The sequence below is a fragment of the Klebsiella sp. 141240 genome, assembly GCF_050600805.1.
Classification (GTDB): Bacteria; Pseudomonadota; Gammaproteobacteria; order Enterobacterales; family Enterobacteriaceae; genus Klebsiella; species Klebsiella aerogenes.
In genome coordinates this window covers 26909-43619 of sequence record NZ_JAQIRK010000012.1, presented here as the reverse complement: position 1 = coordinate 43619, position 16711 = coordinate 26909, and the positions used below count along the sequence as shown (strand labels likewise).

Genomic DNA, 16711 nt, shown 5'->3' with positions numbered 1-16711 from the left:
AACCCTAACTGGAACTTACCAGATGATGACAGTGATTGAACCACCATCTGCGCTTTCCAGTCCACAGCGCCGTAGCCAGGTGCTCCTGATGTTCTATCTTCCGGGACAATCCGTCACGCCGCAACAGCTGGTCAGGCTCAACCAGGTGGATGAGGCGACGGCCCAACAGGATATCGCGGAGACGGGGCGCGAAATTCAGCGTTATCATCGACTGACTCTCGCGTCGCAGATGGACGGCAGCTATCGGATTGAAGGCGCCGCGCTCGATCAACGCCTGTGCCTGCTGCACGCTCTCCGGCGTGGGCTGCGCCTGTGCCCGCACTTCGTTCACCACCATTTTACCCCGGCGTTAAAAACGCAGCTTAAACAGCAGGGTATCGCGCGAACCTTATATGATGATACCAATCTTCAGGCGCTGGTGAATCGCTGCGCGCGCACGCTTAATCGGCAGTTCGACTGCCGGGACGGTCAGTTCCTGCGCCTGTATCTTCAGTACTGCCTGCTACAACATCATCTGGGCCAGTCGCCGGATTTCACCCGTGAGCAGCGCAACTGGGCGCAGGCCGCGGCGGAATTTAACCTCGCCGCCGAAATCGTTCGCCACTGGCAGCGCCGGGTCAGCGCCACGCCACACGCCGGCGAACAACATTTTCTGACCCTGCTGTTTATGTTACTGAAAACACCGGATCCCATTCACGACGGTCATCAACAGGACAGACGCCTGCATCTGGCGATCTCCCGCTTGATCCATCGTTTCCAGGATCTGGCAGGACGGCCATTCAGCGATGAACAAGGGTTGAGCGACCAACTCTATATTCATCTTTCGCAAGCGTTGAACCGCAGCGTATTCGCCATCGGTATTGATAACGCTTTACCGGAGGAGATCGGACGCCTGTATCCGCGCCTGATGCGTACCACCCAGGAGGCATTACGCGATTTCGAAACGGCCTATCATATTCAATTTAATCAGGAAGAGGTCAGCTTAATCGCGGTGATTTTCGGCGCGTGGTTGATGCAAAAAGCCGACCTGCATGAAAAGCAGGTAGTGCTGCTGACGCGGGAAAATAGCGAACTGGAACAGGCGCTGGAAATGCAATTGCGGGAATTAACGCTGCTGCCGCTGAATATTAAGTACTTAAGCGTGACCCAGTTTCAGCAACAAGGCGCGCCGAAGGATGTGACCTTAGTGGTCACGCCCTACACCACCGCGCTACCGCTGTTTTCGCCGCCGCTGTTTCATGCTGAAGAAAATTTTAGCGATCACCAGCGGCAGCAGATTTGCAAAATGCTTGAGGATTAGGCGCTCACCGCCTTCGGTCGCACGACCAGCGCCGGTAGCGCCACCAGCGCCATCACCCAGAAGACGCCCTGATGCAGGTGCTGGTAGAGGAAACCAGCAAACACCGTCATCACCGCGATGCTGCCGCCCATCGCCACCGCCGAGTAAACGGCCTGCAGGCGGATAACCTCACTTCCCTGCCGCGCGGCGATATAGCGCATGGCCGCCAGATGGCAGACGGTAAACGTTCCACAGTGAAGGATCTGCGCGACCAGTAGCCATGGCAGCGCGGTCGTCCAGCCCATAATCGTCCAGCGCGCCACCCCACACACCGCCGAGAGCAGCAGCAGGTCGCGGGCGCTAAAGCGACGGAAGACTTTTTTACTCAAGGCGAAAATCACCACTTCGGCGACGACGCCGAGCGACCATAAATAGCCGACGGCGGAAGCTGAATAACCGGCCTGCTGCCAGTATAGCGCGCTGAAGCCGTAGTAGGCGGCGTGCGCCCCCTGCAACAGACAGACACAGGCAAGAAAACGCCAGCTTTGCCGCACCAGGCTAAGCCACGCCGATAGTCCGGCCGCCTCCTGATGTCGGCTCTCCCCTTGCGGCATCACTGAAGGTTTCAGCAACATGCCCAACAGCATCGAGGCCGTGCCCAGGCTTAACAACAGCAGGATCGCCCGATAATCAAACAAACTCACCAGTTTACCGGTCAGCGCAGAACCAATGACGAAAGCAATCGATCCCCACAACCGCACCCGGCCGTAATCCATGGTGATTTGTTTTTGCCAGGTGTTGGCTAACGCATCGGTTAGCGGCACCAGCGGCGAGAAAAAGAGGTTGAATCCGACGATGACCACCATCAGCCAGGCTACCTGGCCGCCGACCCAGAAGGCGAGAGCAAATAGCAGCGTCAGCAACGCGAGGATTCGCAAGGCGCTAATCAAACGAGAAGGATCGCTGACCCGCGGCGCAATCAACAGACTGCCCAGAAAACGCGCCACCAGCCCGGCGCCGAGCAACACGCCAATGGTTTCCGGCGTCAGGCCTACGCCTGCCAGCCAGACGCTCCAGAATGGTAGAAAAATACCGTAGCTAAAAAAGTAGGTGAAGTAACTTAGCGCCAGCCAGCGCGTGGAGTGCAAGACCATGATTCCCTCCCGAATGGAAGCTCTAGTCTGGCGATAAAGCGCATACTGAGCAAACCCATGTCTCACTATCTTCATGGTCGTTAAGTACATTTCTCTTAAAATCGTGAGCATTGTCACGTGATGAGTGTGCAATATGGTGGGCAGTATGAAAAAAAATCCGATAACCGGGCATCAGAGCGTTTCCCGCGTATCGACTTAATCGCCGCTCAACGAGGTGCAACAATATTATTTTCCCAGCGTGGCGGGGAGTAAAAATGTGTATTACGTTTAGATCACACGCCTGTGATAAAGGACTGATTATGAACACGCTACGCTATTTTGACTTTGGCTCTTCCCGCCCTGTCCTGCTGTTAATCGCACGTATTGCGATCGTGCTGCTGTTCATTATTTTTGGCTATCCGAAACTGATGGGGTTTAGCGGAACGGTACAATATATGGCTTCTTCCGGCGCGCCGATGCCGACGCTGGCGGCGATCATCGCGGTCATCATGGAGGTACCCGCCGCTATACTGATTATTTTAGGTTTCTTCACCCGCCCGCTGGCGGTGATCTTTATTTTTTACACCCTGGGTACCGCGGTTATCGGCCATCATTACTGGGATATGACCGGCGATGCGGTATTGCCGAATATGATTAACTTCTATAAGAACGTCAGTATCGCCGGGGCCTTCCTGCTGCTGGCGATTACCGGACCGGGTTCGATTTCGCTGGATCGTCGATAACCAGCAGACACAAAAAAGGCCGCAATCGCGGCCTTTTTTATCTTAACGCGGCAAGATTACGCGTAAACCGGGAAACGGGCGCAGATATCCAGCACTTTACCTTTGACGCGCTCAATAACAGCTTCGTCGTTGATATTGTCGAGAACGTCGCACATCCAGCCAGCCAGCTCTTTCACTTCCGCTTCTTTAAAGCCGCGGCGAGTCACAGCCGGAGAACCGATACGGATACCGGAAGTCACGAACGGGCTCTTCGGATCGTTCGGTACGCTGTTTTTGTTAACGGTGATGTTGGCGCGGCCCAGGGCGGCGTCAGCTTCTTTACCGGTCAGGTTTTTATCTACCAGATCCAGCAGGAACAGGTGGTTTTCAGTACCGCCGGAAACCACTTTGTAACCGCGGTTCAGGAACACTTCCACCATCGCTTTGGCGTTTTTGGCAACCTGCTGCTGATAAACTTTGAACTCTGGCTCCATCGCTTCTTTCAGCGCCACCGCTTTCGCGGCAATTACGTGCATCAGCGGGCCGCCCTGCGCGCTTGGGAACACGGCGGAGTTCAGTTTCTTGTACAGCTCTTCGCTACCGCCTTTCGCCAGGATCAGGCCGCCGCGCGGACCCGCCAGGGTTTTGTGGGTGGTAGTAGTAACAACGTGGGCGTGCGGAACCGGGTTCGGATAAACGCCGGCGGCAATCAGGCCCGCTACGTGCGCCATATCGACGAACAGGTAAGCGCCGATGCTGTCAGCGATTTCACGCATTTTCGCCCAGTCAACGATACCGGAGTAAGCGGAGAAGCCACCGATGATCATCTTCGGTTTGTGCTCCTGGGCCTGCTTCGCCATGTCTTCGTAGTCAATTTTACCGGACTCATCGATACCATAAGGAATGATGTTGTACAGTTTACCGGAGAAGTTAACCGGGGAGCCGTGGGTCAGGTGGCCGCCTTGCGCCAGGTTCATACCCAGCACGGTATCGCCTGGCTGCAGCAGTGCGGTGTAGACGGCAAAGTTAGCCTGCGAGCCGGAGTGCGGCTGCACGTTAGCGTAGTCGGCGCCGAACAGTTCTTTCGCGCGGTCGATAGCCAGTTGCTCAACGATATCCACGTACTCGCAGCCACCGTAGTAGCGCTTGCCCGGATAACCTTCGGCATATTTGTTAGTCAGCTGGGAACCCTGAGCCTGCATCACGCGCGGACTGGTGTAGTTCTCGGAGGCGATCAGTTCGATGTGCTCTTCCTGACGTACTTTTTCCTGCTCCATAGCCTGCCACAGTTCGGCATCATAATCGGCAATGTTCATTTCACGCTTTAACATCCGCATCTCCTGACTCAGCTAACGATAAAATTTTGGCCTAAAAAGGCGGTCCTGATGGACAACGGCCCACAGTATAACCGAATCATTCTGTGATAACAGGTCTTGACAAAGGATTTTACGCAAACGATTGGCTCCACAGCACACAAGGCTTTGAGCAATAACGCATCAAACATTATCAACGGATTTCTTTTCAGGTTTGTGATGCAAATTCTTCATGTTGTAACTGCTTTGCGGCAAAGTGATAAAGAACCATTTACATAGCAGGGTTATTTATATAAGATGCATTTGAAATGCATCAATAGGATAACATTTAAGGAAGCTGCTATGCTCGACGCTCAAACCATCGCCACGGTCAAAGCCACTATTCCCCTGCTTGTAGAGACCGGCCCAAAGCTAACCGCGCATTTTTATGACCGTATGTTTACTCATAATCCGGAGCTCAAGGAGATCTTCAATATGAGTAACCAGCGCAACGGCGATCAGCGCGAAGCGCTGTTCAACGCTATCGCCGCCTACGCCAGTAATATCGACAACCTGCCGGCCCTGCTGCCGGCGGTCGAAAAAATCGCCCAGAAACATACCAGCTTCCAGATTAAACCGGAGCAGTACAATATTGTCGGCAGCCATCTGCTGGCGACCCTCGACGAAATGTTTAGCCCAGGCCAGGAAGTACTCGACGCCTGGGGCAAAGCCTACGGGGTGCTGGCGAACGTCTTCATCAACCGCGAAGCGGAGATCTATCAGGATAACGCCAGTAAAAATGGCGGCTGGGAAGGTACCCGCGCGTTCCGCATTGTTAAGAAGACCCCGCGCAGCCAGCTTATTACCAGCTTTGAACTGGAGCCTGTCGACGGCCAGCCGGTCGCCGATTACCAGCCGGGACAGTATCTGGCTATCTGGTTGAAGCCGGAAGCCTTCGAATATCAGGAAATTCGTCAATACTCTCTGACCCGCAGAGCGGACGGTAAAGGCTATCGCATCGCGGTGAAACGCGAGAATGGCGGCCAGGTGTCTAACTGGCTGCATAACCACGCCAGCGAAGGCGACGTGGTCTATTTAGCCGCGCCGGCAGGCGACTTCTTCCTTAACGTGGAAGCGCAGACGCCGGTGACCCTGCTCTCCGGCGGCGTCGGCCAAACGCCAATGCTGGCGATGCTGGATACGCTGGCGAAAAGCCATCATCAGGGCCAGGTGAACTGGTTCCACGCGGCGGAAAACGGTGACGTTCACGCTTTTGCGGACGAAGTGAAGGCGCTTGGCGCGGCGCTACCGAAATTTACCTCACACGTCTGGTACCGCAGCCCGAGCGAAGCCGACCGTCAGGCAGGACGTTTTGATAGCGAAGGTTTGATGGATTTAGCGCCGCTGGCGGAAAATATTCGCGACCCGCAGATGCAATTCTATCTCTGCGGCCCGGTGGCCTTTATGCAGTTTGCAGCGAAGCAGCTGGTAGAATTAGGGGTCAATAAAGACAACATTCATTACGAATGTTTCGGCCCGCATAAGGTTCTGTAAGCCCAACGACGCGGGGATTTGTAGGCCGGGTAAGCGCAGCGCCACCCGGCAATACTGCTGCGAGCGGGGAGGATTAAATCGCCGCGTCGTCTTCTTCACCGGTACGGATACGAATCACCCGCGCCACGTCGAAGACAAAGATTTTACCGTCGCCGATTTTACCGGTCTGAGCGGTACGAATGATGGTATCGACGCAGGTATCGACGATATCGTCAGTCACCACGATTTCAATTTTCACCTTCGGCAGAAAATCCACCATATATTCCGCGCCGCGGTACAGCTCGGTATGCCCTTTCTGACGACCAAACCCTTTGACTTCCGTCACCGTCATGCCGGTGATACCGACTTCCGCCAGCGCTTCACGCACGTCATCCAATTTGAACGGTTTAATAATCGCATCAATCTTTTTCATGGTTTTCCTGTCTTTGTCGCGTAACCGGTTGCTTACCGTATCATAGCTTGCGCTATGCCGCGGGGCTACTCTTTAAAGTCGTTGGCGTCGAGCTCGTGGCGCGACAGCAGTTTGTAAAACTCGGTGCGGTTGCGCCCGGCCATCCGCGCGGCATGCGTCACATTGCCTTTGGTTATCTGCAAAAGCTTACGCAGGTAGTTGAGCTCAAACTGATTACGCGCCTCGACGAAGGTCGGTAGCGCGGTATTCTCACCCTCCAGCGCCTGCTCCACCAGCGCATCGCTGATCACCGGCGATGAGGTCAGCGCCACACACTGTTCAATCACGTTAACCAGCTGGCGCACATTGCCCGGCCATTTGGCGGCCATTAGCCGCTTCATCGCATCGGTGGAGAAGGCGCGCACGAAGGGTTTGTGACGGTCGGCGGACTGGCGCAATAGATGATTGGCCAGTAACGGGATATCCTCCGCGCGCTCGGAAAGCGGCGGGATCTTCAGGTTAACCACATTGAGCCGATAGAACAGATCTTCACGGAACTCACCGCGCGCCATCGCCTTCGGCAGATCGCGGTGGGTCGCCGAGATAATGCGCACGTCGATATCGATATCGCGGTTGCTGCCCAGCGGGCGCACCTTACGCTCCTGCAGTACGCGCAGTAGCTTCACCTGCAGCGCGACGGGCATATCGCCGATTTCATCAAGGAAAAGCGTACCGCCCTCGGCGGCCTGAAAAAGCCCTTCACGGTTGCTGACCGCGCCGGTAAAGGCGCCGCGCGCGTGGCCGAACAGTTCGGATTCCAGCAATTGTTCCGGCAACGCGCCGCAGTTAATCGCGATAAACGGTTTTTCGTGGCGCGGACTGGCGTTGTGGATCGCCTGGGCGACAATCTCTTTCCCGGTACCGCTCTGGCCGATAATCAGCACGCTAACGTCCGACTGCGCCACCATACCGGCCTGCTCCAGCAGCCGCAGCATCTGTGGGCTGCGGGTGACAATCGCCTGTCGCCAGCGCTCGTCGGTGGCCGGCGAGCTCTGCTCGAGAGCATCATCAATCGCTTTATACAGCGCGTCTTTATCGACCGGTTTAGTCAGAAAACTAAACACCCCTTGTTGGGTAGCGGCAACGGCGTCAGGAATGGAGCCGTGGGCAGTCAGGATGATGACCGGCATGCCGGGCTGCGCCTTTTGGATTTCAGCAAACAGCTGCAGGCCATCCATTTCATCCATGCGTAAATCGCTCACCACCAGGTCCACCCGCTCGCGCGTCAGCACGCGTAGCGCCTCGGGCCCGCTTTCCGCCGTGACCACGCTGTAACCTTCGCTGACCAGACGCATCCCCAGCAGCTTTAACAGCCCCGGATCGTCGTCCACCAGCAGCAGGTGGGCGGGTTTACGGATCGTCATGGATCACCTCCGGTACCTTATCGCTACCGCTATTAAAATTGCCGCCGGGCTTACGGCTGGAGAGCTGGCGCTCAATATCGGTAAGGTTTTCCAGCTTGCGGGTGGTCAGCTCCAGTTGGCTACGCAACTGTTGCTCCTGCTGACGCAAGGTTTCCAGTTCAGCATCGCTTGATTGCTGGAGTTTGCCGTAGCGGGATCGCTCCTCAAATAACTGCAATTGGCGGGCTTGGCCGTCGCGCCACAGCCGGTACAGCGGGCGAACCTGGGCGGCGATTTGCGGGCTAAAGCTGTCGATGCGGGCAACCATTTCGCGACGCTCGTCGGGGGTGATTTTGGCGTCGGCCAGCAGAATGCCGCGTTTCAACGCATCCTGCCAGTTATCATCGTTATGCAATTTGGCTTCGGCGCGGGCCTGTACCGGCGCCAGGCGATCCGCGCAGTCAATGCCGCGCAGCCAGTACAGCGGGTTTTTATCACTGGCATCGTTTTCCAGCGACCAGATATTGGCGCAATCTACGGAGAGAAAATCCGCCACCTGATGTTCCGGCAGCTCGGGCGGCGCATTGCCGTCAGCGGCGCGCGGCGACATAGCGGCGGAACAACCCGCCAGCGTCAGGCAGCATAGGCCCGACAGCAGCCATCCCCGTAATGGACGGCGCAATGCGAAAAAGTGGGACATATTCACCCAATGTTGATTCATGTGTTGGTTTTTCCCGGCTCAGCGGCGGGGAGCGAGATGCGAAAACAGATGAACCCGGGATTATCATCGACCAGGCTCAGCTCTCCCTGCATTTGCCGTACGCAGTCGCGGGCGATACTTAACCCCAGACCGCTGCCTTTTACTGCCCCTTTACGCAGGTGGCTTCCCTGATAAAAAGGCTCGAAAATCATATTTCTTTCGGCGGCGGGGATCGGCTCGCCGCTATTGGCGACATCGATACGAACCTGCTCGCCGTGGCGGTAACTATGAATCCGAATGTTACCGGATTCAGCGCCATAGTGCACCGCATTGGAGTACAGATTATCAAGCACGCTGGTCAGCAACGTCGGCTCCGCCAGGCAGAAGCGTTCACCCAGCGCAAGCTCGGTAGACATCATCTTGGCTCTTGCCGGTAAACTATGCGCGGAAACGACGGTCTGCGCCAGTTCGGCAATATCCACTTTCTGCCGCTCGACCGGGCCATCGGCCAGTTTGCGATTATAGTCGAGCAGCTGTTCGATCAGCTTTTGCAGATTGCGGCTGCTGTTATCGAGGATCTCAACGATTTCTTGCTGTTCCGTCGTCAGCGGCCCCGCGACCCGGTCCGCCAGCAGTTCCGTTCCTTCACGCATGCTGGCGAGCGGCGTTTTCAGTTCATGTGACAAATGACGAAGAAATTGGTGGCGTTGGGACTCCAGCCACGCCAGACGTTCACTCAACCAGATAATCCGTTTACCAACCGACCGCAGTTCGCGCGGGCCGGTGAATAGCGCCGCATCATCCAGCGATTTCCCCTCCCCCAGGCGATTGATCATCTTCTCAATGCCCTTCACCGGGCCGATGATCATGCGGGTAAACAGCAAGACCAGCGTCAGGCTCAGCAGAAACAGAACCAGCGCCTGCCAGCCGAAGAACTGCCCGCGCTCGGCAATCTCCTGCTGTAGCTGCTGGCCGCGGGAGAAAATCACCGTGCGGGTCGCTTGCACCATTTCACTGTTAGCATCGGCAAAGGCTTCGAGGCTCGCCGCGGCTTTGGCATCCGGCGCGCTATTATGGCAACGTAGTTGGGCCAGGTCGGCAAGGTTCTGCCGCAGGGTCTGCCAGATGTCAGCATCCGGCAACACGCCGGAGAGCGCCTCAAGCATTTCGCTATAACGCTTACGTTGATTTTGATAGACCCGCTCAAGGGTAGGATCGTCCAGCACGCAATACTGGAGATAGCTACGCTCCATTTCCAGCGAGGCGTTGACCATCGCTTCGCTACGCCGCGCATCCGTCAAGGTGGTGCGGTTAATATGCGCGGCTTGGGCGCTGAGCGCGTTCAGGCTTTGCCAGGCCTGCCATGCCAGCACCAGCAGCGGCAGCATGATCAGCACAAAGGAAAGCGTCACCAGTTGGCGCAAGGAACGGGGGAAAAGAGAGAATCGCTTCAAAGATATAGCCTCAACCATTAGCTCCTGAAGATGCTAACTGAGGATGGCGGAAACATCCACGGCAGAAACAATAAAGGCAGGCTCTAAAGCCTGCCTTTATTAAGGAATGAGGCGGTGCCTTACTCGACGTTTCGCCCGATGGCTGATAAAGCAGAGCTGTTATCAGGAGTTGGACGGCAGGCACCTGTTTGTGCGTCATTCGAAGTTTATGTAGCGCTTCCCGAAGGGGCTGACATAAGAAGGTGAATGAGCCACTGCTGATTATTATGCACGAACTATGCCACCTTTCAAAACAAATTATTAACACCATGATATATAAAGAATTACATGCAAAAAACCACCCAAAATAATTTGCCTGTTCTTTGACCATAGTGTCGCCAATTAGCAACAGCAAATCGACCTTCAATTACACACATTTAAAATCAATAACTTAAGTGTCGTCATTCAGAGACACCGCAAAACCACGTCTGTCGGTAATTCCCGACACTCTGATACGGCCTCGATCACAAATAAAAAAGCCCCCTGGATTAACAGGGGGCTCGTTTTCATCAACACAATACGCTAGCGGTATTAACCCAGTTGCTTACGCGCGTTGCGGAAGATACGCATCCATGGGCTGTCTTCACCCCAGTTTTCCGGGTGCCAGGAGTTGCTGACGGTACGGAAGACACGTTCCGGGTGCGGCATCATGATCGTCGCGCGACCGTTTTCGCTGGTCACCGCGGTAATGCCGTTCACCGATCCGTTCGGGTTCGCCGGATAGGTTTGCGTCACTTTGCCGAAGTTATCGACGAAGCGTAGCGCCACCAGGCCTTTGCTTTCAAGCGCGGCCAGGTGCGCGCTGTCCCGCACCTCCACCTGCCCTTCGCCGTGAGAAACGGCAATCGGCATCATCGAACCGGCCATGCCCTGCAGCAGCAGCGATGGGCTCTGGGTGACTTCAACCAGGCTGAAACGCGCTTCAAAGCGGTCAGAATGGTTGCGTACGAAGCGCGGCCACAAGTCGCTTCCAGGGATCAGCTCACGCAGGTTGGACATCATCTGACAACCGTTACACACGCCCAGCGCCAGCGTCTGCGGGCGATGGAAGAAAGTGGCGAACTCATCGCGTACGCGTTCGTTGAACAGAATCGATTTCGCCCAACCTTCCCCTGCCCCCAGTACGTCACCGTAGGAGAAACCGCCGCAGGCCACCAGCGCATGGAAGTCGCCAAGACCGGTACGACCCGCCAGCAGATCGCTCATATGCACGTCGATGGCATCGAAGCCGGCGCGATGGAAAGCGGCCGCCATTTCAACGTGAGAGTTAACCCCCTGCTCCCGCAGCACGGCCACTTTCGGGCGCGCGCCGGTCGCAATATACGGTGCGGCAACATCTTCATTGATATCAAACGACAGCTTAACGTTAAGACCCGGGTCGCTATCGTTAGACTTCGCCTGGTGTTCCTGATCGGCGCACTCCGGGTTGTCGCGCAGACGCTGCATCTGCCAGGTGGTTTCCGCCCACCACATACGCAGCGTGGTGCGGCTTTCGCTGAACAGCGGCTGACCGTCGGCGGTAATAACAAAACGATCGCCCGCCGTCGCCTGGCCTAAGTAGTGCACGCAATCTGCCAGACCATTCATCGCCAGCAGCGCTTCTACCGCTTCGCGATCCGCGGCGCGAACCTGAATCACCGCGCCCAATTCTTCGTTGAACAGCGCCGCCAGACGGTCGTCACCCAACGCGGCGATATCGGCTGTTACGCCGCAGTGACCGGCAAAAGCCATTTCCGCCAGCGTCACTAACAAGCCTCCATCGGAGCGGTCGTGGTAGGCCAACAGCTTACGCTGCGCCACCAGCGCCTGCATCGCGTCCCAGAAGCCTTTCAGCTGCGCGACATCACGCACGTCGGCCGGCTGGTCGCCAAGCTGACGATAGACCTGCGCCAGCGCGGTAGCGCCCAACGCGTTACGCCCTTTGCCGAGATCGATCAGCAGCAGGGCGTTGTCTTCCGTAGAGAGCTGCGGGGTCACGGTGCCGCGCACGTCTTCAACGCGGGCAAACGCGGAGATAACCAACGACAGCGGCGAGGTCATTTCGCGCTGCTCGCTACCTTCCTGCCAGCGGGTTTTCATCGACATTGAGTCTTTGCCCACCGGGATAGTCAGGCCCAGCGCCGGGCACAGTTCTTCACCGACCGCTTTTACCGCCTCATACAGACCGGCATCTTCCCCCGGGTGACCGGCTGCCGCCATCCAGTTTGCCGACAGTTTGACGCGGTTGAGTTCGCCAATCTGCGTAGCGGCGATATTTGTCAACGCTTCGCCGACCGCCAGGCGGGCTGAGGCGGCAAAGTCGAGCAGCGCAACCGGCGCGCGTTCGCCCATCGCCATCGCTTCGCCGTAGTAGCTATCGAGGCTGGCGGTGGTCACCGCGCAGTTGGCGACCGGGATCTGCCACGGCCCCACCATCTGGTCACGCGCCACCATACCGGTGACGGTACGGTCGCCGATGGTCACGAGGAAGGTTTTCTCAGCCACCGTCGGCAGATGCAGCACGCGGTTAACCGCATCGGCAATCGTCATTGGTTGACGATCCAGCTCGCTGCCCTGCGCTTTCAGCGTTTGCACGTCACGCGTCATTTTCGGCGTTTTGCCAAGCAGGACGTCCAGCGGCAGGTCGATCGGCCGATCGTTAAAGTGGCTGTCGCTCAGGCTGAGGTGTTGCTCCGCCGTGGCTTCACCGATCACCGCATAAGGCGCGCGCTCGCGGCGGCACAGCTCTTCAAACAGCGGCAGCTGTTCCGGCGCGACCGCCAGAACGTAACGTTCCTGGGATTCGTTACACCAGATCTCCAGCGGACTCATGCCCGGCTCATCGCTGAGGATATCGCGCAGCTGGAATTTTCCGCCGCGGCCGCCATCGCTCACCAACTCCGGCATGGCGTTAGAGAGACCGCCCGCGCCAACGTCGTGGATAAACAGAATCGGGTTCGCATCGCCCAGCTGCCAGCAGCGGTCGATCACTTCCTGACAGCGGCGTTCCATTTCCGGGTTGTCGCGCTGTACGGAGGCGAAATCCAGATCGGCATCAGACTGGCCGGAAGCCATGGATGACGCCGCGCCGCCGCCGAGACCAATGTTCATCGCCGGGCCGCCCAGCACAATAAGCTTGGCGCCAACGGTGATTTCGCCCTTCTGGACGTGCTCGCCGCGGATGTTGCCAATACCGCCCGCCAGCATGATCGGTTTGTGATAGCCGCGCAGCTCTTCGCCATTGTGGCTGGTCACTTTCTCTTCATAGGTACGGAAGTAGCCATTCAGCGCCGGACGACCAAATTCGTTGTTAAACGCCGCGCCGCCCAGCGGGCCTTCGGTCATGATATCCAGCGCGGTCACGATACGCTCTGGTTTACCGAAATCCTCTTCCCACGGCTGCTCAAAGCCCGGAATACGCAGGTTCGAAACCGAGAAGCCGACCAGGCCCGCTTTCGGCTTCGCGCCGCGTCCCGTTGCGCCTTCGTCGCGGATCTCGCCGCCGGAACCGGTCGCGGCCCCTGGCCACGGCGAAATTGCCGTCGGGTGGTTGTGGGTTTCAACTTTCATCAGAATGTGCGCCGGCTCCTGATGGAAGTCATAGCGCCCGGTCTGATAGTCGGCGAAATAACGACCGACTTCGGAACCTTCCATTACCGCGGCGTTGTCTTTATAGGCAGACAGCACATATTCCGGGTTTTTCTCAAAGGTGTTTTTGATCATTTTAAACAGCGACTTCGGCTGTTTTTGGCCGTCGATAATCCAGTCGGCGTTAAAAATTTTGTGGCGGCAATGTTCCGAGTTGGCCTGCGCGAACATATACAGTTCGATGTCATTCGGATTGCGGCCAAGCTTAACGAATGCGTCCTGTAGGTAGTCGATTTCGTCATCGGCCAGCGCCAGCCCCAGACGGAGGTTAGCGTCAATCAGCGCCTGACGTCCCTGACCCAGTAGGTCCACGCTGGTCACCGGCGTCGGCTGATGGTGAGCAAACAGCTTCTCCCCCTCTTCCAGCTCAGTGAAAACGCTCTCCATCATGCGATCGTGCAGTTCTGCCGCAACGGCGTCCCACTGCGCGTCGCTCAGACCCTGTGCTTCAACGTAGTACGCCACGCCGCGTTCCAGCCGCACGACCTGCGATAAACCGCAGTTATGGGCGATGTCGGTAGCTTTGGAGGACCAGGGAGAGATAGTGCCGGGGCGAGGGGTGACGAGCAGTAATTTACCGGTTGGCGTATGGCTGCTGAGGCTTGGGCCATATTTAAGCAGTCTGACCAGTCTTTCGCGCTCCTCATCGCTTAGCGGGGCGCTCAGGTCGGCAAAGTGAACATACTCCGCGTATAAGGTGCTAACCGGCAGGTTGGCCGCCTGAAAACGTGCCAGCAGTTTGTTGATACGGAATGCCGACAGTGCAGGTGAACCACGCAAAATATCCATCATAAGTCTCTCGTCTTCGAAGCTTTCAAGGTGAGCCAGGGGGAAACGGGCGCCATTATAGAGAATCCTGAGCCCCGACGAAACCGTTTGCGTAGAAATAAAATGATTCATCAGTTTTATCAATAAATGTGACATGAATCGCGAATAAGTTGCCAACTGGCGCATTCTTAAGCAAAATGCCGCTCAACTTACGGCAACCTTTTACTTTTTCCGGATATACCCAGCTGAGGAACTCCACGCTGCAGAAAATTAACTATTTGAAAAAATTAAAGATTAATTATCTGCTGATCGGCGTCGTCACCCTTTTGTTGGCGGCGGCGCTGTGGCCGTCTTTGCCGTGGATGGGAAAACCGGAGAACCGCGTGGCCGGGATCATTGCCCGCGGCGAACTGCGCGTGAGTACCATTAACTCGCCGCTGACCTACGCCGCTATCAACAACAAAGACTACGGTCTCGATTACGAGCTGGCGAAACGCTTCGCCGATTACCTTGGGGTGAAGCTGAAAGTCACCGTGCGGCAGAATATCAGCCAGCTGTTCGACGATCTCGATGCCGTTAAAACCGATATGCTGGCCGCCGGGCTGGTCTATAACACCGAGCGGGTGAAGAACTATCAGGCGGGCCCCACCTATTATTCCGTTTCGCAGCAGCTGGTCTATCGCGTTGGCGGTAATCGCCCGCGCACGCTGGCCGGTATTAACGCCGAACAGCTCGCCATCGCCCCAGGCCACGTCGCCCTTAACGACCTGCAGGCGCTGAAGGAGAGCAAATACCCGGACCTCAACTGGCGCGTCGATGAAAAACGCGGCACCACCGCCCTGATGCAGGCGGTCATCGACGGCACGCTGGAATATACCGTCGCCGATTCCGTCGCCGTCAGCCTGTTCCAGCGCGTGCATCCGGAGCTGGCTGTGGCGCTCGATATCAGCGATGAACAGCCGGTGACCTGGTTTAGCGAAAAAAGCGAAGACAATTCACTATCGGCAGCTATGCTCGATTTCTTTAATAGTATGAATGAAGACGGCACCCTCGCCCGCCTGGAAGAGAAGTATCTCGGCCACGGCAACGATTTCGACTATGTTGATACCCGCACCTTCCTGCGCGCGGTGCAGAATACGCTGCCGGATCTGAAGCCGCTTTTTGAGAAATACGCCCGGCAGATCGACTGGCGACTGCTGGCGGCGATTGCCTGGCAGGAGTCGCACTGGGATCCGCAGGCCACCTCGCCAACCGGCGTGCGCGGCATGATGATGCTAACCCGTAACACCGCCCAGAGTTTAGGCCTGACCGACCGTACCGATGCCGAACAGAGCCTCGATGGCGGTATGCGCTATCTGCAGGATATGATGGCCAAAGTGCCGGATTCAATCCCGAAAGAGGAGCGGATCTGGTTTGCGCTGGCGGCTTATAACATGGGCTACGCGCATATGCTTGACGCGATGGCGCTGACAAAAAAACAAAAAGGCAATCCGAACAGCTGGTCCGACGTTAAGCAACGTCTACCATTATTGAGCCAGAAGCCCTACTACAGCCGCTTAAAATATGGCTACGCCCGAGGCCATGAGGCCTACGCCTACGTGGAAAATATTCGTAAGTACCATATCAGTCTGGTTGGGTATTTGTCTGAACAGGAAAGGAAAGCGGCGCAGGAGATGGCGATTGCCGAAGATTATCCAGCCGTCGCGCCGGAAGAACTCGATAGCGAGCATAAAGAGTATGCGATGCCCTTCTTTAAGTTTCGCGGCGAAAAGCTTGTCGACAACGTTAAACTGAAGTTGCCGACATTGGGACGTTAGCCCTCTTCCTGACGCGCTTTCTTCAATGCCTTTTTCTCCTCCCGCCGCCAGCGGAAGAAATCGCTCAGCATTGCGGAGCAAGATTCAGCCAGAATTCCCTCGGTAATTTCAACGCGGTGGTTCATCCCCGGATGATGCAGCACATCGATTAACGACCCGGCCGCGCCGGTTTTAGCATCGCGGGCGCCGAACACCAGCCGCGAGATACGGCTATGCACCATCGCCCCGGCGCACATCACACAAGGCTCCAGCGTGACGTACAGCGTGGCATCAATTATACGATAGTTCTGCAGGACCAGCCCTCCCTGACGCAGCGCCATAATTTCGGCATGGGCGGTGGGATCGTGACGACCAATCGGCCGGTTCCAGCCCTCACCGATGACCTGATTGTTATGCACCAGCACGGCGCCCACCGGCACCTCGCCCTCTTCCCAGGCGCGTTTCGCCAGCGTCAGCGCATGGCGCATCCAGTATTCATCATTAAATTCGTGGTCAGACACAGCGGCACTCCTGCAGAAAAAGCGGGGCGCAT

General features: G+C 56.7%; 12 protein-coding genes. 4 read left to right on the top strand and 8 right to left on the bottom strand.

Going from position 1 to position 16711, the window contains the following annotated elements:
• Positions 1-22 precede the first annotated feature (22 nt).
• Positions 23-1300, top strand: a complete 1278-nt coding sequence (csiE, locus tag PGQ95_RS19225) for a stationary phase inducible protein CsiE (RefSeq protein WP_430919046.1) — start codon at positions 23-25, stop codon at positions 1298-1300.
• On the opposite strand, the gene PGQ95_RS19220 is transcribed toward csiE, so the two are convergent.
• Positions 1297-2433: a 3-phenylpropionate MFS transporter gene (locus PGQ95_RS19220; RefSeq protein WP_213317556.1), complete on the bottom strand. Its 1137-nt coding sequence runs from the start codon at positions 2431-2433 to the stop codon at positions 1297-1299. The two genes, csiE and PGQ95_RS19220, sit on opposite strands and share 4 nt — an antisense overlap.
• 299 nt (positions 2434-2732) lie before the next feature.
• On the opposite strand from PGQ95_RS19220, the gene PGQ95_RS19215 reads away from it, so the two are divergent.
• Entirely contained in the window at positions 2733-3155 is a 423-nt protein-coding gene (locus PGQ95_RS19215) for a DoxX family protein (RefSeq protein WP_015370306.1), read from the top strand.
• 56 nt (positions 3156-3211) lie between these two features.
• Here PGQ95_RS19215 and glyA read toward each other — a convergent pair whose 3' ends face one another.
• Entirely contained in the window at positions 3212-4465 is a 1254-nt protein-coding gene (gene glyA / locus PGQ95_RS19210) for a serine hydroxymethyltransferase (protein ID WP_015370305.1), read from the bottom strand.
• 324 nt (positions 4466-4789) lie between these two features.
• On the opposite strand from glyA, the gene hmpA reads away from it, so the two are divergent.
• Positions 4790-5980 (top strand): NO-inducible flavohemoprotein, encoded by a 1191-nt coding sequence (hmpA, locus tag PGQ95_RS19205; RefSeq protein ID WP_015370304.1) that lies wholly within the window; start codon positions 4790-4792, stop codon positions 5978-5980.
• Positions 5981-6053: 73 nt separating this feature from the next.
• Here hmpA and glnB read toward each other — a convergent pair whose 3' ends face one another.
• The 5 genes from glnB to purL all read right to left on the bottom strand — a co-directional run bounded on the left by glnB (position 6054) and on the right by purL (position 14386).
• Positions 6054-6392, bottom strand: coding sequence for a nitrogen regulatory protein P-II (gene glnB, locus PGQ95_RS19200; protein ID WP_002914032.1), 339 nt, complete (start codon positions 6390-6392; stop codon positions 6054-6056).
• Positions 6393-6457: 65 nt separating this feature from the next.
• Positions 6458-7795 (bottom strand): two-component system response regulator GlrR, encoded by a 1338-nt coding sequence (glrR, locus tag PGQ95_RS19195; RefSeq protein WP_045377589.1) that lies wholly within the window; start codon positions 7793-7795, stop codon positions 6458-6460.
• A complete protein-coding gene (gene qseG, locus PGQ95_RS19190) occupies positions 7782-8474 on the bottom strand; it encodes a two-component system QseEF-associated lipoprotein QseG (RefSeq protein WP_162750221.1) in 693 nt (230 codons plus the stop codon). The genes glrR and qseG overlap by 14 nt, the downstream gene beginning before the upstream one ends.
• A 17-nt stretch (positions 8475-8491) precedes the next feature.
• Positions 8492-9928: a sensor histidine kinase gene (locus tag PGQ95_RS19185; RefSeq protein WP_087858444.1), complete on the bottom strand. Its 1437-nt coding sequence runs from the start codon at positions 9926-9928 to the stop codon at positions 8492-8494.
• Positions 9929-10498: 570 nt separating this feature from the next.
• Positions 10499-14386 (bottom strand): phosphoribosylformylglycinamidine synthase, encoded by a 3888-nt coding sequence (gene purL / locus PGQ95_RS19180; RefSeq protein ID WP_430919044.1) that lies wholly within the window; start codon positions 14384-14386, stop codon positions 10499-10501.
• Between the two features lie 173 nt (positions 14387-14559).
• Here purL and mltF point away from each other — a divergent pair, with 173 nt between their 5' ends.
• Positions 14560-16179, top strand: coding sequence for a membrane-bound lytic murein transglycosylase MltF (gene mltF / locus PGQ95_RS19175; protein WP_430919042.1), 1620 nt, complete (start codon positions 14560-14562; stop codon positions 16177-16179).
• Here mltF and tadA read toward each other — a convergent pair.
• On the bottom strand, positions 16176-16679 hold the full coding sequence (tadA, locus tag PGQ95_RS19170) for a tRNA adenosine(34) deaminase TadA (RefSeq protein ID WP_430919040.1): 504 nt from the start codon (positions 16677-16679) through the stop codon (positions 16176-16178). The two genes, mltF and tadA, sit on opposite strands and share 4 nt — an antisense overlap.
• Between the last annotated feature and the right edge of the window lie 32 nt (positions 16680-16711).

Bases quoted from the DNA above. Each gene is read 5' to 3' on its own strand.
- csiE (WP_430919046.1), top strand. From the start codon at position 23: ATGATGACAGTGATTGAACCACCATCTGCGCTTTCCAGTCCACAGCGC.
- PGQ95_RS19220 (WP_213317556.1), bottom strand. From the start codon at position 2,433: ATGGTCTTGCACTCCACGCGCTGGCTGGCGCTAAGTTACTTCACCTAC.
- PGQ95_RS19215 (WP_015370306.1), top strand. From the start codon at position 2,733: ATGAACACGCTACGCTATTTTGACTTTGGCTCTTCCCGCCCTGTCCTG.
- glyA (WP_015370305.1), bottom strand. From the start codon at position 4,465: ATGTTAAAGCGTGAAATGAACATTGCCGATTATGATGCCGAACTGTGG.
- hmpA (WP_015370304.1), top strand. From the start codon at position 4,790: ATGCTCGACGCTCAAACCATCGCCACGGTCAAAGCCACTATTCCCCTG.
- glnB (WP_002914032.1), bottom strand. From the start codon at position 6,392: ATGAAAAAGATTGATGCGATTATTAAACCGTTCAAATTGGATGACGTG.
- glrR (WP_045377589.1), bottom strand. From the start codon at position 7,795: ATGACGATCCGTAAACCCGCCCACCTGCTGCTGGTGGACGACGATCCG.
- qseG (WP_162750221.1), bottom strand. From the start codon at position 8,474: ATGTCCCACTTTTTCGCATTGCGCCGTCCATTACGGGGATGGCTGCTG.
- purL (WP_430919044.1), bottom strand. From the start codon at position 14,386: ATGATGGATATTTTGCGTGGTTCACCTGCACTGTCGGCATTCCGTATC.
- mltF (WP_430919042.1), top strand. From the start codon at position 14,560: ATGCCGCTCAACTTACGGCAACCTTTTACTTTTTCCGGATATACCCAG.